Source organism: Brevibacterium sp. LAARM2_SD2, assembly GCF_057364785.1.
Genome location: NZ_JBNFOM010000012.1, coordinates 83,406 through 107,285, shown reverse-complemented (window position 1 = coordinate 107,285; position 23,880 = coordinate 83,406). Strand labels below are relative to the sequence as shown.

The 23,880-nt window shown below is 68.8% G+C and carries 18 protein-coding genes and 3 pseudogenes; 17 read left to right on the top strand and 4 right to left on the bottom strand.

Annotated features, from left to right (window positions below):
• Nucleotides 1–4 precede the first annotated feature (4 nt).
• Genes AC2W7K_RS09715 through AC2W7K_RS09705 form a run of 3 tightly spaced genes read left to right on the top strand, consistent with a single transcriptional unit; the run spans nt 5 to nt 2,617 of the window.
• Nucleotides 5–1,486, top strand: coding sequence for an oxidoreductase (locus AC2W7K_RS09715; protein WP_486006083.1), 1,482 nt, complete (start codon nt 5–7; stop codon nt 1,484–1,486).
• Complete coding sequence (locus AC2W7K_RS09710; RefSeq protein ID WP_486006082.1) at nt 1,392–1,985, top strand: hypothetical protein; 594 nt, start codon at nt 1,392–1,394, stop codon at nt 1,983–1,985. Before AC2W7K_RS09715 ends, AC2W7K_RS09710 begins: the two co-directional genes overlap by 95 nt.
• Nucleotides 1,982–2,617 (top strand): TetR/AcrR family transcriptional regulator, encoded by a 636-nt coding sequence (locus AC2W7K_RS09705; RefSeq protein ID WP_344258287.1) that lies wholly within the window; start codon nt 1,982–1,984, stop codon nt 2,615–2,617. The genes AC2W7K_RS09710 and AC2W7K_RS09705 overlap by 4 nt, the downstream gene beginning before the upstream one ends.
• Nucleotides 2,618–2,635: 18 nt before the next feature.
• Here the strand turns inward: AC2W7K_RS09705 and AC2W7K_RS09700 are convergent, their stop codons facing one another.
• Complete coding sequence (locus AC2W7K_RS09700; protein ID WP_198499110.1) at nt 2,636–3,931, bottom strand: ATP-binding protein; 1,296 nt, start codon at nt 3,929–3,931, stop codon at nt 2,636–2,638.
• 136 nt (nt 3,932–4,067) lie between these two features.
• Here AC2W7K_RS09700 and dapA point away from each other — a divergent pair, with 136 nt between their 5' ends.
• Both dapA and AC2W7K_RS09690 read left to right on the top strand, forming a co-directional pair.
• On the top strand, nt 4,068–4,991 hold the full coding sequence (gene dapA / locus AC2W7K_RS09695; protein WP_198499109.1) for a 4-hydroxy-tetrahydrodipicolinate synthase: 924 nt from the start codon (nt 4,068–4,070) through the stop codon (nt 4,989–4,991).
• 34 nt (nt 4,992–5,025) lie between these two features.
• On the top strand, nt 5,026–6,672 hold the full coding sequence (locus tag AC2W7K_RS09690) for a ribonuclease J (protein ID WP_137826361.1): 1,647 nt from the start codon (nt 5,026–5,028) through the stop codon (nt 6,670–6,672).
• Between the two features lie 723 nt (nt 6,673–7,395).
• On the opposite strand, the gene AC2W7K_RS09685 is transcribed toward AC2W7K_RS09690, so the two are convergent.
• The gene (locus tag AC2W7K_RS09685) at nt 7,396–9,201 is read right to left on the bottom strand and encodes an L-lactate permease (RefSeq protein WP_344251731.1); all 1,806 of its coding nucleotides are present in this window, start codon (nt 9,199–9,201) and stop codon (nt 7,396–7,398) included.
• 298 nt (nt 9,202–9,499) lie between these two features.
• Here AC2W7K_RS09685 and AC2W7K_RS09680 point away from each other — a divergent pair, with 298 nt between their 5' ends.
• Nucleotides 9,500–10,315, top strand: a complete 816-nt coding sequence (locus tag AC2W7K_RS09680) for a DUF899 family protein (RefSeq protein WP_344251732.1) — start codon at nt 9,500–9,502, stop codon at nt 10,313–10,315.
• 212 nt (nt 10,316–10,527) lie between these two features.
• Nucleotides 10,528–12,131: pseudogene (gene aceB, locus AC2W7K_RS09675) on the top strand (malate synthase A).
• A gap of 560 nt (nt 12,132–12,691) precedes the next feature.
• Here aceB and AC2W7K_RS09670 read toward each other — a convergent pair.
• On the bottom strand, nt 12,692–14,101 hold the full coding sequence (locus tag AC2W7K_RS09670; protein WP_344251733.1) for an MFS transporter: 1,410 nt from the start codon (nt 14,099–14,101) through the stop codon (nt 12,692–12,694).
• Nucleotides 14,102–14,262: 161 nt separating this feature from the next.
• Here AC2W7K_RS09670 and AC2W7K_RS09665 point away from each other — a divergent pair, with 161 nt between their 5' ends.
• The 8 genes and pseudogenes from AC2W7K_RS09665 to recA all read left to right on the top strand — a co-directional run bounded on the left by AC2W7K_RS09665 (nt 14,263) and on the right by recA (nt 21,495).
• Nucleotides 14,263–14,895 carry an ArsR/SmtB family transcription factor gene (locus tag AC2W7K_RS09665; RefSeq protein WP_344251734.1) on the top strand — a complete coding sequence of 211 codons (633 nt, stop codon included), beginning with the start codon at nt 14,263–14,265 and terminating at the stop codon, nt 14,893–14,895.
• Nucleotides 14,896–15,176: 281 nt separating this feature from the next.
• Nucleotides 15,177–17,917: pseudogene (locus tag AC2W7K_RS09660) on the top strand (DNA translocase FtsK).
• Nucleotides 17,918–18,076: 159 nt separating this feature from the next.
• Nucleotides 18,077–18,841, top strand: a complete 765-nt coding sequence (gene pgsA, locus AC2W7K_RS09655) for a CDP-diacylglycerol--glycerol-3-phosphate 3-phosphatidyltransferase (RefSeq protein WP_344251736.1) — start codon at nt 18,077–18,079, stop codon at nt 18,839–18,841.
• Nucleotides 18,768–18,959, top strand: a pseudogene (locus tag AC2W7K_RS09650) (hypothetical protein); the annotation flags it as partial. The gene pgsA and the pseudogene AC2W7K_RS09650, both read left to right, overlap by 74 nt.
• A gap of 122 nt (nt 18,960–19,081) precedes the next feature.
• The gene (locus tag AC2W7K_RS09645) at nt 19,082–19,435 is read left to right on the top strand and encodes a CinA family protein (RefSeq protein ID WP_486006081.1); all 354 of its coding nucleotides are present in this window, start codon (nt 19,082–19,084) and stop codon (nt 19,433–19,435) included.
• Between the two features lie 136 nt (nt 19,436–19,571).
• The gene (locus AC2W7K_RS09640; protein WP_376870422.1) at nt 19,572–19,940 is read left to right on the top strand and encodes a helix-turn-helix domain-containing protein; all 369 of its coding nucleotides are present in this window, start codon (nt 19,572–19,574) and stop codon (nt 19,938–19,940) included.
• Nucleotides 19,940–20,167 (top strand): DUF3046 domain-containing protein, encoded by a 228-nt coding sequence (locus AC2W7K_RS09635; RefSeq protein WP_137826353.1) that lies wholly within the window; start codon nt 19,940–19,942, stop codon nt 20,165–20,167. The genes AC2W7K_RS09640 and AC2W7K_RS09635 overlap by 1 nt, the downstream gene beginning before the upstream one ends.
• Before the next feature lie 242 nt (nt 20,168–20,409).
• On the top strand, nt 20,410–21,495 hold the full coding sequence (recA, locus tag AC2W7K_RS09630; protein ID WP_344251738.1) for a recombinase RecA: 1,086 nt from the start codon (nt 20,410–20,412) through the stop codon (nt 21,493–21,495).
• A gap of 104 nt (nt 21,496–21,599) precedes the next feature.
• Here the strand turns inward: recA and AC2W7K_RS09625 are convergent, their stop codons facing one another.
• Complete coding sequence (locus AC2W7K_RS09625; protein ID WP_486006080.1) at nt 21,600–21,734, bottom strand: hypothetical protein; 135 nt, start codon at nt 21,732–21,734, stop codon at nt 21,600–21,602.
• A 179-nt stretch (nt 21,735–21,913) separates the two neighbouring features.
• On the opposite strand from AC2W7K_RS09625, the gene AC2W7K_RS09620 reads away from it, so the two are divergent.
• Nucleotides 21,914–22,336 carry a regulatory protein RecX gene (locus AC2W7K_RS09620; RefSeq protein ID WP_486006079.1) on the top strand — a complete coding sequence of 141 codons (423 nt, stop codon included), beginning with the start codon at nt 21,914–21,916 and terminating at the stop codon, nt 22,334–22,336.
• A gap of 46 nt (nt 22,337–22,382) precedes the next feature.
• A complete protein-coding gene (miaB, locus tag AC2W7K_RS09615) occupies nt 22,383–23,879 on the top strand; it encodes a tRNA (N6-isopentenyl adenosine(37)-C2)-methylthiotransferase MiaB (protein ID WP_486006078.1) in 1,497 nt (498 codons plus the stop codon).
• Nucleotide 23,880: the final 1 nt, after the last annotated feature.

The following is a 23,880-nucleotide window of genomic DNA, read 5'->3' as shown; positions in this document are numbered from 1 at the left end:
GATCATGTCTCACCTCTTTCCCCATCTCTTCGAGCCCATCACCCTCGGGTCACGGACCATCCGAAACCGCATCGTCTCATCCGGCCATGACACGGTCCTCGACGACCACGGGCAGATCGGCCCCGACCTCGTCGCCTACCACGAGGCAAGGGCCCGCGGCGGCTGCGGGCTCATCGTCCTCCAGGTCTCCGGCATCCACGAGACCGCGCGGTACACCAACCACGTCCTCATGGCCACCGACGACTCCGCGATCCCCGGCTATCGTGCCGTCGCCGAGGCGGTCCACCGGCACGGCGGAACGATCTTCGCCCAGCTCTTCCACCCTGGCCGCGAAGTCATGGACGGTCAGGGCGGCATGGCCCCGCGGGCCGTCGCACCGAGCGACGCACCGCAGGAGCGCTTCAAGGTCGTGCCCGAAGCCCTGAGCACCGCGCAGGTGAGAGACATCATCGCCGGATACGCGAGCTCGGCGGCGCGGATCGCGACCAGCGGCATCGACGGCGTCGAGATCGTCGCGAGCCACGGCTACCTGCCCATCCAGTTCGTCAACCCGCGGATCAACACCCGCACCGACGACTACGGCGGCAGCCCCGAGAACCGCCGCCGCTTCCTCACCGAGGTCGTCGATGGCGTGCGCGCCGCCGTCGGACCCGACATCGTCGTGGGCCTGCGCATCTCGGGGGAGGAGAAGACCGAGGACGGCCTCGTCGCCGGAGAGATCCTCGACCTCATCGGCCACCTCGACGAGCAGGGCGCCCTCGACTACTTCTCCGTCACCGCCGGCGACTCCTCGACCCTCCAGGGCGCCGTCCACATCGTGCCGTCGATGCAGATCGAACCCGGATACGCGACGTCCCTCTCGGCGCAGGTGAAGAAGGTCACCGACCTGCCCGTCATGGTCGCCGGCCGCATCAACCAGCCCCATGAGGCCGAAGCCGCGATCGCCGAGGGCCGCACCGACATGGCGATCATGACCCGGGCGATGATCTGCGACCCCGACCTCGCCGAGAAGTCCGCCCGCGACGCCGTCGACGAGATCCGCGCATGCATCGGCTGCAACCAGGCGTGCATCGGCCATTTCCAGATGGGCGTGCCGATCTCGTGCATCCAACACCCCGAAACCGGCCGCGAACTCACCTTCCTGCCCCGCCCGCACGTCCGGCGGCCGCGCCGCGTCCTCGTCATCGGCGGGGGACCGGGCGGACTCAAGGCCGCAGCGGTCGCCGCCGAACAGGGCGATGACGTCGTCCTCTGCGAAGCCGAGCCCCACCTCGGCGGGGCGGTGCTGCTCGCCCAGACCCTGCCCTATCGTGCGGAGTTCGGCGGGGCGGCGACGAATCTGTCCGCCGAGGCGGCCCGGGCCGGGGGCCGAACTGCGCACCTCGACGCCGGTGACCCAGGAGATCCTCGCCGAGGTGGCACCCGACCATGTCATCGTCGCCACCGGGGCGGTCGAGCGGATGCCCGCCCTCGAGATCGCCGATGACGCCCTCGTCATCGGGGCCCGCGAGTACCTCAGTGAGCAGCCGCGGCTGCCGGCCGGGCGCATCCTCGTCGCGGACTGGAAGGGCGACTGGATCGGGCTCGGGGTTGCACTCAGTCTCGCGGAGTCCGGTCATCCCGTCACACTGGCCACGGCCGCGAACTTCGCCGGCGCCGCGATCCAGCAGTACACCCGCACCCTGCTCGTCTCCCAGGCGCTGCGCGTCGGAGTGGAGTTCCTGGGCGACGCGCGGCTCGTCGGCGTCGATGAGGACACCGGATACCTCCAGTCGACGCTGTGCGAGATCGTCCACGAAGTCGACGGGGTCGCGGCGACGATCGTGTCCGCAGCTCCCCGGGCGACGGTGCCCGACCTCGACTTCGGACCGGCGAGCGTCGAGGTCATCGGGGACGCCCGGGCGCCGCGGACGGTCGAGGAGGCCGTCTATGAGGGACTCGTCGCCGCGAAGAACCTCGCGCAGACTGCGGCGGCGAGCGCATGAGCCCGCGCCCCCAGCTCGATCCGACAGCGGTCGCCGCGAGACGGACGGCGATCCTCGAGGCGACGATCGCCGAGATCGTCCGGCGCGGACCCGACGCCGTCCGGCTCAAGGACGTCGCCGCAGCGGTCGGAGTGTCCGTCGGCACGGTCCAGTACTACTTCGCGAACCGCGACGATCTCCTTCTCGAGGCGCTGTCGTCGCACAGCCGCTCGGTCATCGACGCGATCGAGCGCCTCGCCCGCGTCGACGGGAGCGCGTGGGATCGCCTGCGGGCGACGTTCGCCGCGGTCCCGACCGTCGAGTCGTATGAGCACCGGGCGATCGTGTGGGTCGAACTCGTTGCGGCCGCCCGCCGGAACCGGATCCTCCAGCAGTCCGTCGCCGAGGTGTTCGCCCGCTGGCGGGCGCACTTCCGTTCCCTCATCGACCTCGGCATCGCCGAGGGAAGCCTGACACCCCAGGCCGACACCAGCCTCATCGTCGACACGCTCATCGCCCAGATCGACGGTTTCGACCTCGCGATCGCCGCCGGCCGGGAGGGCCTCACCCCCGACCAGATCAGCGTGACCCTCGAAGCGACGGCCGCCGCCCTGCTGAGGGTCGACTCGACTGCGGAGGCCCGGCGTCCCTGACCGCGGGGACCTCCGTCGTCACAGCCTCGCGATGGTCTGGACGTCGTCGCGGAACTCGCGGACCGTCTCCTCGGACACCGTGGCCCGGGTCGCGCGGAGCGCCTCGAGGTAGTTCTCCGTCGTCAGCACGTCCGAGCGCGCATCGATGGGCACCTGGTCCTTGCCGAGCGACGCCGCCAGCGCCTCCTGGGAGGCGCGCCTGGCCGCATACTCGATGTCGGCCGGGGTGAGCCCGGAGCTCGCATCGACGAGGGCATCGACATCGATGTCGGCGATGACATGATCGGGAATGTACCGGCTCCAGATCGCATGGCGCGCCGTCTCGTCGGGCAGGCCGATCGGGATGACGTAGTCGAAGCGGCCGTGCCGGAGGAACGCGGCATCGAGGGCGCGGACGAAGTTCGTCGCACAGATGAGCAGCCGCCCCTCCCGATCCCGGAACTCCGCAACCTGCTTGAGCAGCTCGTTCGTCACGCCCTGCGTCGGCGACGGCGGTTCCCCGCCGCGCTTCGACGCGATCTCCTCGACCTCGTCGATGAAGACGACGGCATGCTCGAGCTCGCCGATCTGCTCGAACGAGGACCGCAGTCCCGCGGCCACGCCGCCGGGCTCCCCGGACAGCCGGGAGGGGAAGAGCTCGACGAACGGCCAGTCGAGGCGGGAGGCCACGGCCTTCGCGAACGTCGTCTTGCCGGTGCCGGGGGGACCGAAGAGCATGACCGCACGCGGCGGGACGACACCGAAATGATCCGCGAGGTCCGGTTCGGCCAGGGGCACGACGAGGCGGTCCTCGAGCATGTCCTTCTCCTGCTGCATCCCGCTCACCGCGTCCCACAGGTGCCGGGGCAGGATCCGGCCGCCGACGCTGCGGAGCAGATCGAGCTCGCGCCGCTGCACGGGCATCTGCCGTTCGAGATACCGCAGCTGCGAGCGCACCTGGAAGCCGTTGGACTCCAGGCCGGCGAACGCCGGGGACTCCTCGGGCACGAGGATCGAGAGCTTGCCGAGACCCAGCGGCATGAAATGGCGCTCGAGAGCATCGAGGAGACCCGCCTCGGCGGCATCGGTCTGCTCCACCTCGGCGAGGACATGGAAGAAGACGATCCACCCCTGCGCATGCGCGGCCCGGCCGACCGCGGCCCCGACGATCTCCTCACCTTGGACGGCGACGACGGCATGGTCGTTCTGGCACGAGGCGATGACCTCGGGCAGGGAGTAGACGGGTGCGGACGTCGAGGACTGCGCGGACTCCCAGAGACGGACGATCCCGTCGAGGTCGTCGTCGTGGAAGTCGCGGATGCGGGTGCGGCTCATCGAACTCTCCTTCGGTGGGTGTCGCACGGGGCGTGTGCACAGCCTATGTGATCTGCATCTCAGCTCACCAGCCCGGGCCGCGGCGCACCCCGAGCCGGTGCCGCGAGGAGAGGGTGCTCAGCGGTATCCTTGTGGCATGGCGATTCTCGGGGACAGTGCGGCGGGCGCCGCAATCGATGCGTTCGGTACCGTCGGCACGGCAATGGTGACTCCGTTCAAGGACGACGGAAGCATCGACTGGGCCGGCGTGGAGAAGGTCGCCGATCACCTCGTGAGCCTCGGCAACGACATGCTCGTCGTCTCCGGCACGACGGGGGAGTCCCCGACGACGACCGACGAGGAGAAGATCGAGCTCCTTCGCGTCGTCCGCGGCGCCGTGGGCACCCGCGCGAAGCTCATCGCCGGCACCGGGAACAATGTCACCGCCCACACTGTTGACTTGAGCAGGCGATCGGCCGAAGCCGGGGCCGACGGCCTCCTCGTCGTCACCCCCTACTACTCGAAGCCGACGCAGGCGGCGATCGCCGCCCACATGCGGGAGGCCGCGGACTCCACCGACCTGCCCGTCATGCTCTACGACATCCCGGGCCGCTCGGGAGTCCCGATCGACACGGACACGCTCATCAGCCTCGGCGAGCATCCGAACATCCTCGCGGTCAAGGACGCCAAGGGCGACCTCTTCGCCTCCTCCCAGGTGATGGCCGCCTCGCCGCTGGCCTACTACTCGGGCGAGGACGCGCTCAACCTGCCGCTGCTCGCGATCGGCGCGGTCGGGCTCGTCTCCGTCGCCGGGCACGTGTGCACCGACCGCTTCGCTCCGATGGTCGCCGCGGTCGCCGCGAACGACCTCGACACCGCACGCCGACTCAGCACCGAGTCGGCCGGCATCGTCGATGCCCTCATGAACCACATGCCGGGAGTCCTCTCGGCGAAGGCCGCACTGCAGGCCCAAGGAATACTTGACAACCGCGGTACCCGGATGCCGCTGCTCCCAGCAGATGAGGAGCAGACGGCGTTCGTCACCGCCCAACTGACCAGGAGTGGTTACCTCAGTGAATAATGCATTGACCCAAGAGCTCAGCAGCCCGCCGAAGATGGATCCGGAAGCCGTCCGGATCGTCGCCCTCGGCGGTCTCGGCGAGGTCGGGCGCAACATGACCGTGTTCGAGTACCACGGCAAGATCCTCATCGTCGACGCCGGCGTCCTCTTCCCCGAGGAGGAGCAGCCCGGTGTCGACCTCATCCTCCCCGATTTCTCCTACCTCGACGACCGCCTCGACGACATCGTCGGCCTCGTCCTCACTCACGGCCACGAAGACCACATCGGCGCCGTGCCCTACCTCCTCAAACGCAAGCCCGACATCCCGATCCTCGGATCGAAGCTGACGATCGCCCTCATCGAGGCGAAGCTCAAGGAGCACCGCATCAAGGCGGTCACCCGCGTCGTCAAGGCCGGTGACACGGACCAGCTCGGTCCCTTCGACCTCGAGTTCGTCGCCGTCAACCATTCGATCCCCGACGCGCTCGCCGTCTTCATCCGCACCGGCGCGGGCAACATCCTCCACACCGGCGACTTCAAGATGGACCAGCTCCCGCTCGACGGTCGGATCACGGACCTCCGTGCCTTCGCCCGCCTCGGCGAGGAGGGTGTGGACCTCTTCATGACGGACTCGACGAACGCCGAGGTGCCCGGCTTCACGGCGCTCGAGAAGGACATCGGTCCCGTCCTCGAGAACCTCTTCGGCCACGCCGAGCGCCGCATCATCGTCGCGTCGTTCTCCTCCCACGTCCACCGCGTCCAGCAGGTCCTCGACGCCGCGAGCGCGCACGGTCGCAAGGTCGCCCTCGTCGGCCGGTCGATGGTGCGCAACATGAAGATCGCCGCGGACCTCGGCTACCTCCACGTGCCCCAGGGCGTCCTCATCGACATCAAGGACGTCGACGACCTGCCCGACGACCAGGTCGTTCTCATGTGCACCGGGTCCCAGGGCGAGCCGATGGCCGCGCTGTCGCGGATGGCCAACCGCAACCACCGCATCGAGGTCGGCGACGGCGACACCGTCATCCTCGCGTCCTCGCTCATCCCCGGCAACGAGAACTCCGTGTTCAAGGTCATCAACGGCCTGATGAAGCTCGGCGCGAAGGTGATCTCGAAGGCCGATGCGAAGGTCCACGTCTCCGGTCACGCGTCCGGCGGCGAGCTCCTCTACTGCTACAACATCGTCCAGCCCCGCGGAGTCATGCCCGTGCACGGCGAATGGCGGCACCTGCTCGCCAATGCCCGCCACGCCGAGGCGACCGGAGTCGACCCGGACAACATCGTCCTCGCCGACGACGGCTGGGTCGTCGACCTCAAGGACGGCCACGCCGAGGTGGTCGGGGCCGTGGACTGCAACTACGTCTTCGTCGACGGCTCCTCCGTCGGTGAGATCACCGAGGCGGACCTCAAGGACCGTCTCGTCCTCGCCGGTGAGGGCTTCGTGACGATCTTCCTCGCCGTCGACAGCCAGACGAAGACCGTCATCGCCGGCCCGGAGATCCACGCCCGCGGCGTCGCCGAGTCCGACGACGTCTTCGACTCGATCATCCCGAAGGTGACGAAGGCGATCGAAGAGGCGCTCGAGTCCGGCACGACCGACCAGTACCAGCTGCAGCAGGTCGTCCGCCGCACCGTCGGCCGCTGGGTGTCCTCGAAGCTGCGCCGCAAGCCGATGATCGTCCCGATGGTCGTCATCGTCTGAGGCTCTGTGCCCTGAGTCCACCGTGAGAGCGCGGTGAGCCGAGATCAGCGAGGTGCTCTGCACCGCGCCGGATCCGGTTCACCGCGCTCTTGGCGTGTTGAGGCGTGGGCTCACCGCGTAGTTGCCGCGCCAGTGCGTCGGTGCGCGGGGCGCTCTCGCTGTATCGCGGCGTCGGTTCGGCGGGTAGTTGTCGGTTCACCGCGTAGTTGCCGCGCCAGTGCGTCGGTGCACGGGGCGGTTTAGCACGTGGCGCCGCGCTGGGTTGGGTGCAGGCTGCTCGCGGCCGAGTTCAGGTCGTTCTGGACAGATTCCGGCGCGTTTTCTCTGTCCAGAATGTCCTGAAGTCGGTGGCCGTCCCGGCGGCACCCGGGCCGCAGGGACTTGCGGACGCAAAGTGTCGATTTCGGACTCGATCATCGACACTCTGCGTCCGGGAAACGGCGCCGCGGGGCGCTGGAGGCGTCGGTTCGGCGCGTAAGTGTCCGGTTCACCGCGTATTTGCCGTATCGGGGCGTCGCAGCACGGGGCGGACGGGCGTGCGGCGCCGCGCTGGGCGGTTGCTGCCGGGCGTGCGGCGCCCTGCTGGGGCGGTTGCGGGTCGGTCGGGGGGCGAGTCGAGGTCGTTCTGGACAGATTCCGGCGCGTTTTCTCTGTCCAGAACGACCTGAAGTCGGTGCTGCAGCCGGGCTACGGCCCGCCCGCCCCTCACGGCGCGCCGGCTCCTCACGCTGCGGGGACGAGGGGCTTCCCGGACGACCGGCGGGCGAGGATGACGAGCACGGCGAGACCGACGATGATCGCACAGAGCACGACCGTGCCCGCGTTCGCGCCGAGGCCGTTGATGCCGATGAATGCGAGCGCTCCGGCGGTGAGCGCATAGACGAGCATGGGGATCGAGGTGCGCCGGATGAGCTCGCCCTCGCGTCCGATGAGGCCCACCGTCGCCGAGGCGGCCACGACGTTGTGGACGGCGACCATGTTCCCGGCCGCCCCGCCCACCGCTTGCGCGGCGACGACGGTCTCGGGAGAGGCTGCGCCGATCGCGACGCCGGTGGAGAACTGGAACTGGGAGAACATGATGTTCGAGACGGTGTTCGATCCGGCGACGAACGCTCCGAGCGCCCCGATGAAGGGGGCGAGCAGCGGCCAGGCGTCGCCGACGGTGGAGGCGGCCGCCTCGGCGAGGGTGACCGGCATCGATTCCAACCCGGCGTTGTTGTAGTCCGGGCCGGAGTTGATGAACACCCGCACGAGCGGCAGGGAGCACAGGAGCGCGACGGCGGCGCCGGCGATCTGCGCGCCGGCGATCGACCACGACGACCCGATCTGCTCGCGCGTCATCCGGTGGATGAGGTAGGTCAGTCCGCACGCGAGGACGAAGATCGCTCCCGGCGACCAGAGGAGATCCATGTTCTGGCTGATCGGGGTGCCGAAGATGCCCTCGACCTTGATGACGGCCGGACCGTTGAGGAACTCCTTGACCGGCGGCACGTTGCGGGTGAAGAGGAGGAGGGCGACGACGATGAGGTAGGGCGCCCACGCCCTGGCCAAGGACATCTTCTTCGTCAGGTGCGCGGCCTCGTCGGCGGGGTCGACGGTGCCCATCCAGAACGCCGGCCATTGGCTGCGGGGCGCGAAGTCCCAGATCTTCTTCGGCATGAGGAAGCCCATCCGCGAGGTCGTCACGACGATCGCGAGACCGATGAGGCCGCCGAGGAGCGACGGGAACTCGGGACCAAGGAACATGGCGACGAGGAGGTAGGGCACGATCATCGCGAGCGCGGAGTAGATCGCGAACGGGGCGACGGCGAGCCCGTCGGCGAAGCGGCGGCGCTCACCGAAGAACCCCGTCATCAGGCAGGCGAGGAGGAGCGGGATGAGGATGCCGCAGACGGCGTGGATGAGGGCGACCTGCACAGCCGTGTGGGCGATGAAGCCGGACTGGTCGAGCCCGAGCTGGGCGGCGCGGGCGGCGACGTCGGGCGACATGCTCCCGTCCTCCTGGGCCAGGCCCGTGCCGATGCCGACGATCATCGGCGTGCCCACCGCCCCGAAGCTCACCGGCGTCGACTGGATGATGAGGCCGGCGAGGACGGCGGCGATCGCCGGGAATCCGAGGGCGAGCATGAGCGGGGCGACGACGGCGGCAGGGGTGCCGAAGCCGGCGGCGCCCTCGATGAACGAGCCGAAGAGCCACGCGACGATGATGACCTGCACGCGCCGGTCAGGCGAGATCGAGACGAAGCCCGCGCGGATCGTCTCGATCGCCCCCGACCGGGTGATCGTCGCGAGGAGGAGCAGCGCCCCGAAGACGATCCACAGCAGGCCGATGGCCACGAGGAGGCCCTGGACGACGGAGGCGGCGATCGTCACCCACTCGATCTGCCATGCGAAGTTCGCGATGAGCGCGGCGGCGACGAGGCCGATCGGCATCGCGTACTTCGCCGGCCAGCGGAAGCCGATGAGGAGGACCCCTGCGAGCAGGATCGGGGTGAGGGCAAGGAGTGCGGCTACGGCCAGGTTGTCCATCGTCGTGTCCGATCCGTGGCGGCGCTGCCACTTCGAGGAGTGGCACACGTGCCACGCGGAGGAACGGTGACGCTGTCACCTGGAGGGACGGCAACGGTGCCACCGGTGCGGCCGCGGACGACCACGGCGTTTAGGTCATTGTCCTGTGCGGGACGCAGGTGGTCAAGGAACCACGCTGGGCGGGCCGCCGGGCTCTTGAGTCCCCGCGTGAGTGTCGATAGTGTCAGAGCAGTGGCGCTTGTCGGACAGCGGCGAGCGCAGGCACGGCACCAGGCCGGGGACGAAGGAGTCGGTTGTCATGACGTACATCAGCAGAGAGTCCGCTGACCAGATCCCCGGACTGCCCGAGGTCGTCGACGCCGACACCTGGCGCAATGCCCGGGCGGAGATCCTCGACCGGGAGAAGGCCCACACCACCGAGGCGGACGCCATCGCCGCCGCCCGCCGCACGCTGCCGATGGTCGAGATCGACGGGGACGCCGAAGTCCACGGCGAGGACGGCCCGGTCGCCTTCCGCGACCTCTTCGACGGCCGTGACGAGCTCATCGTCTACAAGCACATGTGGTACGACGGGGCGCCCCACCAGGGACAGTGCGAAGGCTGCACTGCGGTGGCATGGAGTCTGCGCGACTCGGTCTACCTCAACGCCCGCGGCGTCTCGTTCGCCGTCCTCACCTCCGGCGCCTGGTCCGAGGTGCGCCCGTTCGTCCACTTCATGGGCTATGAGCAGCCGTGGTATTCCGTGCGCGGTCTCGACGAGCCGCTCGGCGGGGACATGGGCTCCCTGCTCAGCTTCGCGCGCCGAGGCGACCGGGTCTTCCTCACGTATGCGACGACCGGACGGGGTGTCGAACCGGTGACCGGGTTCCTCGGTCTGCTCGACATGACTCCGCTCGGCAGGCGCGAGGGCTGGGAGAAGGTGCCCGCGGGCTGGCCCGAGGTCCCCGACGCCGGATCGCCGGTGGGCGGCCGAGGCGCCCCGGTCGGCTGGTACTGGCGCACCGACGACACGGGTGCCGCGACGTGGGGGCCGACGAGTCGACCGGTGCCCCAGTGGACCCGCCACGGGGCGGCGCCGGTGACCTCGCTCGGACGCAACGGCCACAACCACTGACGCGCGGACGCATCGGTCCATGTGAACGGGGGAGCCGCCTCGGCGAGGTGAGTCGAGGAGCCGGGAACGGCGGTTTGACGAGATGTGTATCACAACATATTCTTTCGGTGTGTGAACAAACAATTTCACGATGTGAAAGTTTCGCCGGCCAAACCCCGCTGCCCGCGATACTCGACGCACCGGCCCCGGTGCGACAAAAAGGAGAACCACCGATGACTGCTCATATCGAGAACCTCGACATTCCCGCCGGAATGGAGATCACCGGCGAACTGCCGGACGGCGCGGAGAAGGTCCTCACCCCGGAAGCGCTCAAGCTCATCGTCGAGCTGCACCGGAAGTTCAACGGCGACCGGCTCGAGCGCCTCGAAGCTCGTCGGGTTCGCCAGCAGGAGATCGCCAATGGGGCCGATCTCGACTTCCTTCCCGAGACCAAGGAGATCCGCGAGGACGAGAGCTGGCAGGTCGCCCCGCCGGCGCCCGGGCTCGAGGACCGCCGCGTCGAGGTCACCGGTCCGACGTACAAGAAGATGACGATCAACGCGCTCAACTCGGGCGCGAAGGTGTGGCTGGCCGACCAGGAGGACGCGAACACCCCGCAGTGGGATTCGGTCATCGGCGGTCAGATCAACCTCCTCGACGCGCTCAACCGCGAGATCGACTTCACCTCGCCCGAGGGCAAGGAGTACACGCTCGCCCCCGACGAGGAGCTGCCGACGATCGTCGTGCGACCCCGCGGTTGGCACATGCCGGAGAAGCACATCCTCGTCGACGGCGAGGAGACCTCGGGTTCGCTCGTCGACTTCGCGCTCTACTTCGCCACCGCCGGTCAGAAGCAGATCGAGAAGGGCAAGGGCCCGTACTTCTACCTCGCGAAGATGGAGTCCCACCTCGAAGCGCGCCTGTGGAACCAGGTCTTCGAGTACGCCGAGGACGCCTTCGGCCTGGCCCGCGGCACGATCCGCGCGACCGTGCTCATCGAGACCTACCCCGCGGCGTTCGAGATGGAGGAGATCCTCTACGAGCTGCGCGAGCACTCGGCCGGGCTCAACGCCGGGCGCTGGGACTACATCTTCTCCGTCATCAAGAACTTCCGCTCCCGCGGTGCCGACTACCTGCTGCCCGACCGCTCGGACGTGACGATGACGGTGCCGTTCATGCGCGCCTACACCGAGCTGCTCGTGCGCACGTGCCACAAGCGCGGGGCCCACGCGATCGGCGGCATGAGCGCGTTCGTGCGGCGAAGGACCCGGCGGCCAACGAGGCGGCGTTCGCCAAGGTCCGCGAGGACAAGTCCCGTGAGGCCGGCAACGGATTCGACGGCTCGTGGGTCGCGCACCCGGGCATGGTCGCCCTGTGCAAGGAGGTCTTCACGGAGACCCTCGGCGACAAGCCCAACCAGATCGACAACAAGCGCGAGGACGTCTCCGTCACCGCGGCCGAACTCCTCGACGTCAAGTCGACGCCGGGTGCCATCACCGAGGCGGGGCTGCGGACGAACATCAACGTCGGCATCCAGTACCTGCGGGCGTGGCTCGAAGGCAACGGCGCAGTCGCCATCCACGGGCTCATGGAGGACGCCGCGACCGCGGAGATCTCCCGCTCGCAGGTGTGGCAGTGGCTCGACGCCGGGGTCGAACTCGACACCGGTGAGACGGTGACCCGGGAGCTCGTCGAGAAGCTCGTCGCGGAGGAGGTCGCCGGCCTCCCCGGTGACCCCGCGGACTGGAAGGACGCCACCGACCTCTTCCTCTCCGTGGCCGTGGCGCCGGACTACGTCGACTTCCTCACCCTGCCCGCGTACGCGAAGATGGACTGACCCCGGGGTCGGCCGGGTCGGATCGGCGGGGTTCGGCGCGGCCCGTTCGGCCGACCCTACCTGCTTCGACGCGGTGAAACGACAAATACGCCCTCAGCTGAGGGCGTATTTGTCGTTTCACCGCGTCATTGTTGTCCGACCGGTTGTGTCACTGCGTAAGTGTCGGTTCACTGCGTATGTGTTGCGCCAGGGCGTCGGCGGGTGGCGCGGCCGGGCCTGTGGCACTGTGCTGGGCTGGATTGTTGGGCGTTGCGGCCGAGTCGAGGTCTTCTGGACAGGTTTCGGCGCGTTTTCTCTGCCCAGAACGTCCTGAAGTCGGTGCCCATCCCGGTGGCACCCGGGGTGCTGGGAGTTCCGGACGCAGAGTGTTGATTTCGGGCTCGATGATCGACACTCTGCGTCCGGAGGACAGCGCCGTGGGGCGTTCGAGGCGTCGGTTCGGCGCGCAGGTGTCGGTTCACTGCGTTGGAATAGTTCGCCGAGGCGGGGTGCCGGACGGTGGTCCCTCGCCGAGGTGGTCACCGCAACCCGTGATCTCCCCGCCGAGGTGATCCCGGCGGTCACGACGCGGGGGTGGAGTTCGCGAGTGCGTCGAGTTCGCGGGGGAGGGTGCGCATCCCGGCCAGCGGTGAGATGAGCACGGGCAGGGCGGAGAGCACGGCGAGGCCCGCGAAGATCCACAGGGTGGGAACGATGCCGATCGCGTGCGCGATGGTCCCGCCGAGGAACGCGCCGATCGGCATCGGCCCCCACACGAGGAAGCGGATCGAGGCGTTCATCCGGCCGAGCAGCGGTTTCGGGCACAGGCGCTGGCGGAAGCTCACCTGCGCGACGTTGTAGACGACGACCATCCCCGAGAGGACGAACCAGCCGAGGAGCAGGGTCGGCAGGGCCGGCAACACCGAGGCGGCCGGCACGGTGAGGCAGCAGAGACCGCCGATCACGGCCGACACGGCGATCGACCGGCCCTCGCCGACGACCTTCTGCACCCACGACGAGCTCAGTGCCCCGAGGATTCCGCCGACAGCCCCGATCGACATGACGAGCCCGAGCTGGAACTCATTGAACTCGAGTGTGCGCAGCGCGTAGAGGACGAGGAGGCCGAAGACCGCGGAGGACGCGAGGTTCGTCAGGCCCGTGCAGGCGACGATGCGACGCAGCAACGGGTGGCTGAGGACGAAGGCGAGGCCCTCGCGGATGTCGGCGATGAGCGTCGTGTCGGTGCCCGCGTCCGGCCGGTCCTCCTGGTGGCGGATCCGGCTGACGAACAGGCTCGAGAGCGCCATGCACACACTCGTCACTCCGACCGTCAGGGGTCCGCCGATGAGCCCGACGAGACCGGATGCCGCGGATGGTCCGACGACGGACGCCGTCTGCTGGCTCGCCTGGAGCTTCCCGTTGCCGTCGCTGATCTGGTCGCCGGCGACGATCTCGGGCAGGTACGACTGGTTGGCGACGTCGAAGAAGACGGTGACGACGCCGACGAGGGCGGCGATGATCCACAGCTGGCCGATCGAGAGCAGGCCGAGCGCCCACGCCAGGGGGATCGTCAGGAGGAGTCCGGCGCGCACGAGGTCGCCGGCCACGATGATGCGCTTCTTCCGCATCCGGTCGACCCAGGCACCGGCGGGCAGGCTGATGAGGAGGAACGCCGCGGATTCGAGGGCGGCGAGGACCCCCATCTCGAAGGCGTTCGCGTGGAGCAGCTGGACGGCGATGAGGGGGAGGGCGAAGAGGACGAACTGGTTGCCGAAGACGGAGACCGTGTCGCCCATCCACAGCTGCCGGAAGTCGTGGTGGCGCCACAGAGAGCGTGACGGGACTCGGCCAGGCGGCGGTGACTGCTCCTCATGCGATGCGGTCGGCAGGTGCGGCAGCGGCGGACCCGTCGGCACCGTGGGTGCACTCGGCGGAATGGGGCCGTCGGTCGAATGGTCCGGCTCGGATTCGGTGGGGTCGTGTGGAGTCATCGGCTCTTCTTCGAGTCAGGGTGATGAGCTGCGATCGGCAATCGCCGCCGGGCGCCGCGATCGGCAGTGATTGAGTTCTCTCAATCACCAGTGTGGCACCGAGGCGTTCATCCGGCAACACAGTCATTGACTTCTGCCAATCGTTGGTTAGCGTGGAGGGCATGAGTGCGGAGGCAGGAGCCGGGGACGCGGATCGACCGCCGCGTGACGCCGAGCGCGTGGCCCGAGCGATCGAGCGCCGCGACGCCACCGATGCCGAGGCGAAGGCGCTCGCCTCGAGCGTGCGCATCCGCATCCTGCGCCTGACCCTCTCCGAGTCGCTGACCAACCGGGAGATCGCCGAGGCGGTGGGGCTCAATCCCGCGACCGCGCTCCATCATGTGCGGATGCTCGTCGACACCGGGTTCCTCGAGGCTCAGGAGGTGCGTCGCGGTCGGCGCGGAGCTCGCGAGATCCCCTACCTCGCGACGGGCAAGAGCTGGTATCTCGATCTCGGTGACGAAGTGGCGAATCCGATGATCGAGGCGTTCACCGCCGAGTTCGCCGCCGCGCCCTCCGACGAACGGACGATGAGCAGGATGGCCGCGATGCTCACCGCCGAGGAGGTCGACGAGTTCCGGCAACGACTCGAGGACCTGCTCGAGGACTTCCGCTCACGGAACTCAGCCCATCGCAGCGACGGTGCTGAGGTGCGCGAGTGGGCGGTCTTCGTCGCCATGCACCCGAGCGCTCGCCCCAGCGCTCCCGGCGACCGCCTCGGCGCCTCTGACGGCGAACAGCCGCCGACGCGGTGAACCGACAAATACGCCCTCTCCTAAGGGCGTAACTGCAGTGTCACCGCGTCGGTGCCCACGGCCGATCGGAGAGCGCCGCCAAGGCGCGCCGAAACCTGCGGATTTGCCGGGATCGCGCGCCGAATCACCTTAGGATATGGACCATGGCGACCAGAACGACTTCCCCCGCTTCTGGCACCGGCAAGCGCTCTGCCTCGAAGGCGAAGGGTGGTTCCGGACAAGCGGGGACCGAAGACCCCGGGACAAACGTTGTCACCGGTGCGTGGAGGGGAGTGGCCCACATGGCCGGCAACCGTGCGCGAAAGATCCTCAGCGACGAACCGGACGAGCAGTCCCCGACGAAGAGGGACGGCACCGCGTTCTTCCTCATCGGCCTCTCGATCGTCATCGCCGCCTTCGAATGGTGGAACATCCCCGGCGCGATCAGCGACGTCGTCCGCAACGTCGTCGAGGGCACCTTCGGCCGCGTGGCCCTGGCCCTGCCCGTGATCTTCACCGGGTACGCGATCCGCCTGTTCCTCCGCGGCGACGACAACCGCGGCAACAACCGGATCCTCATCGGCATCATCCTCCTGCTGCTCTCGGCCGCGGGACTCGCCCACATCGCCGCCGGCAACCCGACGTTCGTCAACTCGCGTGAGGCGATGGCCAACGGCGGCGGGGCGCTCGGCTTCGTCGTCTCCTCACCGCTCGTCGTCGCGACGACCGTCTACGTCGCCGTGCCGCTGCTCGTCCTCCTCGGACTCTTCTCCCTCCTCGTCATCACCGCGACCCCCGTCCGGGCGATCCCGCGGCGACTGACCGCGCTCTACCAGCGCCTCACCGGCGGTGCCCGGCCCGCCCCGGAGACCGCCGCCGACGCCGAGGCCAGCGCCACCGACCTCGTCGCCGAGAACACCCACACCTCGAGCCTCAAACCCGTCATGGGCGCCAAGCGCCGCAGCCGGAAGAAGAAGACGGAGATCCCCGAGCTCGACCCGCCGGTCGACGACGACCTCGCCGACAAGGCCTACGACAAGGCCTACATCCGCGAGGAGGAGGTCTCCGACGAAGAAGCCGATACGACGGTCATCGACACCGAACCGAAGTTCAAGCCCGGGGAGCGCCGCCCGACGAAGGCCGAACGCGAGGCCTCGGCGCTGAAGAAGGCCATCGGGATGGCCGACGACGCCCCGACCGTCGCGCACCAGACCAACTCGGCTGCCGCCTCGGCGCCGGTGCCGACGACGAACACCCCGGCACCGCCTCCCACGGAGCAGCTGCCCGAACGCGTCGAACAGCTCACGCTCGCCGGGGATGTGACCTACACCCTGCCGAACTCCGACTACCTCGTTCCCGGGCCCCCGGCCAAGGAGCGCTCCGAGGCCAACGACCGCGTCGTCGAGGCCCTCCGCGACGTCCTCGAGCAGTTCAAGATCGACGCCCAGGTCACCGGCTTCTCCCGCGGCCCGACGGTGACCCGCTACGAGGTCGAACTCGGCGCGGGCACGAAGGTCGAGAAGGTCACGGCGCTGAGCAAGAACATCGCCTACGCCGTGGCCAGCGCCGACGTCCGCATCCTCTCGCCGATCCCCGGCAAGAAGGCGATCGGCATCGAGATCCCGAACTCCGACCGGGAGAACGTGGCCCTCGGCGACGTGCTGCGCTCGAAGGCCGCCCGCAAGACCGACCACCCGATGGTCATGGGCGTGGGCAAGGACGTCGAAGGCGGGTTCGTCGTCGCCGACCTCTCGAAGATGCCCCACCTCCTCGTCGCCGGTGCCACCGGCGCCGGCAAGTCGAGTTTCGTCAACTCGATGATCACCTCGATCATGATGCGCGCGACCCCCGACGAGGTCCGGATGATCCTCGTCGACCCCAAGCGCGTGGAGCTGACGATCTACGAGGGCATCCCGCACCTCATCACCCCGATCATCACGAACCCGAAGAAGGCCGCCGAGCGCTCGAATGGGTCGTGCGCGAGATGGACGCCCGCTACGACGACCTCGCGAACTTCGGGTTCAAGCACATCAAGGAGTTCAACAAGGCCGTCCGCGAGGGCCGCGTCCAGGTGCCCGCCGGGTCCGAGCGCGTCCTCCAGCCCTACCCGTACCTCCTCGTCGTCGTCGACGAGCTCGCCGACCTCATGATGGTCGCCCCGCGCGACGTCGAGGCCTCGATCCAGCGGATCACGCAGCTCGCCCGCGCCGCCGGCATCCACCTCGTGCTCGCCACGCAGCGCCCCAGCGTCGACGTCGTCACCGGCCTCATCAAGGCCAACGTACCCTCGCGGCTGGCGTTCGCGACCTCGTCGCTGGCCGACTCCCGCGTCGTCCTCGACCAGCCGGGCGCGGAGAAGCTCATCGGCCAGGGTGACGCCCTGTTCCTCCCGATGGGCGCCGCGAAGCCGATGCGCGTTCAGGGCGCGTGGGTCAACGAGTCCGAGATCGAGAAGGTCGTCGAACACGTCAAGGGCCAGCTCACCCCGAACTACCGCGAGGACGTCGCCGTCGAGGCGCCGAAGAAGCAGATCGACGAGGAGATCGGCGACGACCTCGAACTCCTCCTCCAGGCTGCCGAGCAGGTCGTGACGACCCAGTTCGGCTCGACGTCGATGCTCCAGCGCAAGCTGCGCGTCGGCTTCGCGAAGGCCGGCCGCCTCATGGACCTCATGGAGTCCCGCGGCATCGTCGGACCCTCCGAGGGGTCGAAGGCCCGCGACGTCCTCGTCCGCCCCGAGGACCTCCCGGCCACCCTCGCCGTCATCAAGGGGGAGACCCCACCCGCCGAGGCGGGGGCCGGCAGTGCGCCATCGGCCGCCGACGACTTCGCCGAGGACTTCGACGACGAGGACGGCTACGACGATCGCGGCGACCACGGTCCGTCGCCGGCGGGAGGGTCGGCCGCCTCGGCGCGCACCGATCCCTACGCCAACGGCGTCGGACACGCCGAGGACCTCCAGGTCGGCGACATCGACCCGGAGACCGGACTCGAAGTCGTCGAGGCCTCCGGAGAGGACGCCTGGCAGCTGACGGGACGCTGACGACCGCGGAGCCGGCCACCGATCGGGGTGGCCGGCTTTGTGCTGTCCGCTGCGTTGCTTCGGCTGCACGGCCCCGGCTGCGGTCAGCGCTCACGGCAGCGATCCGCGCTCCCGGCTGCGATCCGCGCTCCCGGCAGCGGTCTCGGATAGGGTTGAGGTGTGAACGATCGCCCCGAGACCCCGCCCACTGCCGAACCGAGCGCCTGGAACCTCCCCAATGCCCTGACGGTGGTGCGGATCCTCCTCGTTCCCGTCTTCCTCGTCCTCCTCCTCAACGACGGGGGACAGGACCTCACGACGCGGTGGTGGGCGCTCGCGGTCTTCTTGCTGGCGATGGCCACGGACAAGATCGACGGCGACCTCGCCCGCAAATACAACCTCATCACGAACTTCGGCAAGATCGCCGACCCCATCGCCGACAAATCGCTCATGGCCGCGGCCCTCATCGGGCTGAGCATCGTCGGCGAGCTGCCGTGGTGGGTGCCGGTCATCATCCTCGTGCGCGAACTCGGCATCACCGTGCTGCGCTTCTTCATGATCCGCATCGCCGTCATGCCCGCCTCCAAGGGCGGAAAGCTCAAGACCGTCCTCCAGACCGTCGCGATCGGGCTGTTCCTCCTGCTCAAGCCGCTCGCGTTCATCGTCCCCGTGCCCGTGGCGATGGTCCTCATCGTCGTCGCGTGGGTCGTCATGGCCGCCGCGATCGTCGTCACGATCGTCACCGGCATCGACTACTGCATCCAGGCGGCGCGGTTGGCCCGCACCGCCCATTCCGGCGCCGAGGCGACCGACCGTCCCGCCTCCGACGGGACGTCTGCGGGAGGCTCGGTCCGGCAGCCCGGCCACGGCGATGCCGGCGGGCCCGGATCGGGACCGGACGGGGCCGAGGATTCCGAGGGCCCGCGGACCGGCGATGGCCGGTGACCTGCTCGCGGAGTCCCGGGAGATCATCGCGACCTGTGCGCAGCTGGGACTCTCGGTCGCCTCGGCGGAATCCCTGACTGCCGGCCGATTCGTCTCCACCCTCGTCGACGTCCCCGGCGCCTCCGCGGTCGTTCGCGGCGGCCTCGTTACCTATGCGACCGACCTCAAGGCGAGCCTCGCCGCGTCGACGCCGACCGCCTCGAGGAGACGGGACCCGTCGACGAGGTCGTCGCCGCGCAGATGGCCGTCGGCGCCGCCCGCGCCTGCGTCGCCGACATCGGCGTCTCCTGCACGGGAGTCGCCGGACCGGACCCGCAGGACGGCAAGGAGGTCGGCTTCGTCTACACGGCGATCGCGTTCGGCTCCCGCGCCCACGTCGTCGAACACCGCTTCACCGGGGATCGGGAGGCGATCCGGTCCGCCACGGTCGCGGCCATGGTCGAGCGCCTCGGCGAGTTCGTCGCGAAGCTCGCATTCGGACCCGACCCGGGCACGGGAGGGGTGGGAAGCGGTGGGGCGGCTGCTGGTTCGGACTCTGCCGGTCCGGACGCCGTCGGCGCGGACACTGCCGGCACGGACACCGGCGCGGAATAACTTCCCTTGTGCGATGGTTGAGTGTTCAAGATGACATACGCACAGACATGCCACCGCGCCGGTTTCTCCGAAAGGACTGGCAATACCCCCATCTCACCCGCTCAGGTTGGCGCCCCCGCGCGACCGGGCTGTAAAGTTGAATCCACGATCGCGCGATCAAAGGGAGGGACGCACAATGTTACTGAGAGTTGAAATCGGCGATGCCCTGCGTTCCGCTCGCCGCCGTCAAGGACGGACGCTGCGCGATGTCTCCACGGGAGCCAGCGTGTCGCTCGGCTACCTCAGCGAGATCGAACGCGGACAGAAGGAAGCCTCCTCGGAACTCCTCTCCGCGATCTGCGAAGCTCTTGAGCTGCCGGTCTCGGCCCTGCTCAGCGAGGTCTCGGACCGCTTCGCCCTCGAAGAGGGTGTCGCCATCCCCGACACCATCCCGCAGGAGCTCTCGGACAAGATCCTCGGCCACCCGGGCGGTTACCCGACCCCGCGGCTGGCTGCCAAGCCGTAATGCGCCACACGCTCTACTGGACCCTCATGAACGAGGAGTTCGGGGAGGCGCGCGCCGCATCCCTCCACACCGACCTCACCCTGAGCAGCCTCGGCTCGGTGACCGCCGCCGAGGCCTTCCGCCAGGGCATCGAACCCCGTGACATCTGGATCGCCGTGTGCGATTCGATGGGCGTGCCCGAATCGCGGCGTCTCGGCAAGGAGAAGCCGCGGTCCCGGCCGTTCTGAGCCGCTGAGCTTGGCGGCGATGCTGGCTGGTGTGGCCGGCGCGCAGGGGTGCCGACAATCTTCGAACGACACGCCGCGACATTTCGAACACATGTTCTTATATCGGCTATGATGGTGAGCGAATCACGGGACCTGTGACCACGAGTGGCCGGTTGTCCACAGGGGAGATCGCTTCCCTGTCGTCATGTCAGTGCCATCTTCTAGCCTTGGTCTCACAGTTTGCGAACACTTTAGGAGAGGTCATGGCGCGTACACCCAAGAACCTGCAGATCCCCACCGGCGGCGACAAGTCCAAGGCGCTCGACGCCGCACTCGGCCAGATCGACCGCAACTACGGCAAGGGCGCGATCATGCGCCTCGGCGAGGGAGTCCGGGAACCCATCGAGTCGATCCCGACCGGCTCGGTCGCCCTCGACATCGCGCTCGGCATCGGCGGTCTCCCGCGCGGCCGCGTCGTCGAGATCTACGGACCGGAGTCCTCCGGCAAGACGACGGTCGCCCTCCACGCGGTGGCGAACGCCCAGAAGGCCGGCGGCATCGCCGCGTTCATCGACGCGGAGCACGCGCTCGACCCCGAGTACGCGAAGAAGCTCGGCGTCGACACCGATCAGCTCCTCGTCTCCCAGCCCGACACCGGTGAGCAGGCGCTCGAGATCGCCGACATGCTCATCCGCTCCGGCGCACTCGACATCATCGTCATCGACTCCGTCGCCGCCCTCGTGCCGAAGGCCGAGATCGAAGGCGAGATGGGCGACAGCCACGTCGGCCTCCAGGCCCGCCTGATGTCGCAGGCGCTGCGCAAGATCACCGGTGCCCTCGCCCAGTCGAAGACCACGGCGATCTTCATCAACCAGCTCCGTGAGAAGGTCGGCGTCTTCTTCGGCTCCCCGGAGACGACCTCGGGCGGCAAGGCACTGAAGTTCTACGCCTCCGTGCGCATCGACGTCCGTCGCATCGAGACCCTCAAGGAGGGCCAGGATGCGATCGGCAACCGGACGCGGGCGAAGATCGTCAAGAACAAGGTGGCCCCGCCGTTCAAGCAGGCCGAGTTCGACATCCTCTACGGCCACGGCATCTCCCGCGAAGGCAGCCTCATCGACATGGGCGTCGACAACGGGATCATCCGCAAGTCCGGTTCGTGGTTCACCTACGACGGCGACCAGCTGGGCCAGGGCAAGGAGAACGTCCGCAACTTCCTCCGCGACAACCCCGGCCTCGCCGAGGAGATCGAGCTGAAGATCAAGCACAAGATGGGCCTCATCAAGGTCGAGGACGAGGCCCCCGATGCCGCTGCCGCCGAGGAGACGGACGACGTCGAGATCTCGTGACCGTGTGCCGGACCGCGCGACCTGTACGCGGAGTCGGTACGACCTCATGACCTCATGACTGGGGGAGACCCATGACCGAAGAGCGCACTCCCGATACTCGCCGTTCAGACGAGCCCGGGCCCGAACCCGCTCAGCTCAGCGCCCTGCGTGCGGCGATTTCCGACCTCGAACATCGTCACGCGCAGGGGGAGTCGGGGTTCTTCGCCGGGCTCGCCGAGGCGGGCGATGCCGCCGCGCAAGCGGGGGATGATGTCGCGCCGGCGAGAGATGATGTCGCCGAGGCGGGGGACGGACTCGCGGCGGCGGGGGAGCAGCCCGCTCGGGCCGATGTTCCTTCTCTCGCCCCGACGTCGGGGACTCCCCGGAGTTCGCCGAGTCCTATGCGAAGGCGAAGAAGACGGCGCTCAACATGCTCGCGATGCGCGACCACTCGAGCACCGAACTGCGGGAGAAGCTCGCGAAACGCGACTTCGATGCGGCCGCGATCGACCGGCTCATCACCAAGCTCGAACGCTCGAACCTCCTGAACGACACCGAGTTCGCCCGCCGCTTCGCCAAGGCCCAGCGTGAGGGGAAGAAGCTCTCCCGGTCGGCCCTACGCCGGCAGTTGAGCCGGAAGGGCATCGACGAGGACACGATCGCCGGTGTCGTCGACGAGGTCGACGGCGGAGCCGAAGGTGAGGAGAGCCTCGCTCGCGACGTCGCCGAGAAGAAGGCGCGGTCGACCCGCGGCCTCGACCACGAGGTGCGCGAACGCCGGATCCTCGGGATGCTCGCCCGCCGCGGGTTCTCCTCGACGATCTGCCTCAAGGTCACCCGCGAGGTGCTCGCCGAGGGCTGAGTCGGCGACAGCGGAGTTACGGGCGCGGCGGTAGAATGGTGGGGCCATGACTGAACTCATCGACGCCCCGCACACCACCGACGCGCATGCGCGCAGCTACGAGGTCAAGACCTACGGCTGCCAGATGAACGTCCACGATTCCGAACGCCTCTCCGGCCTCCTCGACGACGCCGGATACGTCCGCGCCGACGCCGACGCCCAGGCCGACGTCGTCGTCTTCAACACGTGTGCGGTGCGGGAGAACGCCGACAACCGCCTCTACGGCAACCTCGGTCGACTCGCGAAGGTCAAGGAGAACCACCCCGGCCTCCAGATCGCCGTCGGCGGCTGCATGGCCCAGAAGGACCGCGACACGATCGTGAAGAAGGCCCCCTGGGTCGACGTCGTCTTCGGCACCCACAACATGGGGTCGCTGCCCGCGCTCCTCGAACGCGCCCGGCACAACGACGAAGCCCAGGTCGAGATCCTCGAAAGCCTCGACATCTTCCCCTCGACCCTGCCCAGCCGCCGCGAATCCCAGCACTCCGGGTGGGTGTCGATCTCCGTCGGCTGCAACAACACGTGCACGTTCTGCATCGTCCCCAGCCTCCGCGGCAAGGAGAAGGACCGCCGTCCCGGCGACATCCTCGCCGAGGTCGAAGCCCTTGTCGCCGACGGGGTCGTCGAAGTCACCCTGCTCGGGCAGAACGTCAACTCCTACGGCGCCGAATTCCGTGACAAGGGCGCGTTCGCCAAGCTCCTGCGCGCCGTCGGCAATGTCGAGGGCATCGAACGCGTGCGCTTCACGAGCCCGCATCCCGCGGCCTTCTCCGACGACGTCATCGACGCGATGGCCGAGACCCCGACCGTCATGCCGCAGCTCCACATGCCCCTGCAGTCGGGTTCCGACCGGATTCTCAAGGCGATGCGCCGGTCCTACCGGACGAGCCGTTTCATGCGCATCCTCGACACAGTCCGGGAGCGGATCCCGCACGCCGCGATCACCACCGACATCATCGTCGGCTTCCCCGGCGAGACCGAGGAGGACTTCGCCGGCACGATGGACATCGTCCGTCGTGCCCGGTTCTCCCAGGCCTTCACCTTCCAGTACTCGATCCGTCCCGGCACGCCCGCGGCCACGATGCCCGACCAGCTGCCCAAGGAGATCGTCCAGGAGCGGTTCGAACGCCTCATCGCCCTCCAGGACGAGATCGCGTGGGAGGAGAACAAGGCGCTCATCGGCAACGAGGTCGAGGTCCTCGTCACGAGCCTGCCGAACGCCGACTCCCCGCGCCTGAGCGGACGCGCCGCCGACAACCGGCTCGTCCACGTCTCGCCGCCGGCCGGCATCGAGCTGCCGCGTCCCGGAGACTTCGTCACGGCGACGGTCACCGACGCGAAGCCGTACTTCCTCCTCGCCGACTCCGGTGTCAGCGTGCGGCCGTCGCGGGCCGGAGACGCCTATGATCGCGCACAGGCCGACAGCTGCGGCACCCCGACCGCAGGAGTCACCCCCGGCGGCGCCACCGTGCTCGGAATGCCGACGATCCGCCCGCGCACCTGAG

Bases quoted from the DNA above. Each gene is read 5' to 3' on its own strand.
- AC2W7K_RS09700 (WP_198499110.1), bottom strand. From the start codon at position 3,931: ATGAGCCGCACCCGCATCCGCGACTTCCACGACGACGACCTCGACGGG.
- AC2W7K_RS09670 (WP_344251733.1), bottom strand. From the start codon at position 14,101: ATGACTCCACACGACCCCACCGAATCCGAGCCGGACCATTCGACCGAC.
- AC2W7K_RS09665 (WP_344251734.1), top strand. From the start codon at position 14,263: ATGAGTGCGGAGGCAGGAGCCGGGGACGCGGATCGACCGCCGCGTGAC.
- AC2W7K_RS09685 (WP_344251731.1), bottom strand. From the start codon at position 9,201: ATGGACAACCTGGCCGTAGCCGCACTCCTTGCCCTCACCCCGATCCTG.
- AC2W7K_RS09705 (WP_344258287.1), top strand. From the start codon at position 1,982: ATGAGCCCGCGCCCCCAGCTCGATCCGACAGCGGTCGCCGCGAGACGG.
- AC2W7K_RS09690 (WP_137826361.1), top strand. From the start codon at position 5,026: ATGGATCCGGAAGCCGTCCGGATCGTCGCCCTCGGCGGTCTCGGCGAG.
- AC2W7K_RS09635 (WP_137826353.1), top strand. From the start codon at position 19,940: ATGCGCCACACGCTCTACTGGACCCTCATGAACGAGGAGTTCGGGGAG.
- AC2W7K_RS09680 (WP_344251732.1), top strand. From the start codon at position 9,500: ATGACGTACATCAGCAGAGAGTCCGCTGACCAGATCCCCGGACTGCCC.
- AC2W7K_RS09645 (WP_486006081.1), top strand. From the start codon at position 19,082: ATGGCCGTCGGCGCCGCCCGCGCCTGCGTCGCCGACATCGGCGTCTCC.
- AC2W7K_RS09715 (WP_486006083.1), top strand. From the start codon at position 5: ATGTCTCACCTCTTTCCCCATCTCTTCGAGCCCATCACCCTCGGGTCA.
- AC2W7K_RS09620 (WP_486006079.1), top strand. From the start codon at position 21,914: ATGCGCGACCACTCGAGCACCGAACTGCGGGAGAAGCTCGCGAAACGC.
- miaB (WP_486006078.1), top strand. From the start codon at position 22,383: ATGACTGAACTCATCGACGCCCCGCACACCACCGACGCGCATGCGCGC.
- recA (WP_344251738.1), top strand. From the start codon at position 20,410: ATGGCGCGTACACCCAAGAACCTGCAGATCCCCACCGGCGGCGACAAG.
- dapA (WP_198499109.1), top strand. From the start codon at position 4,068: ATGGCGATTCTCGGGGACAGTGCGGCGGGCGCCGCAATCGATGCGTTC.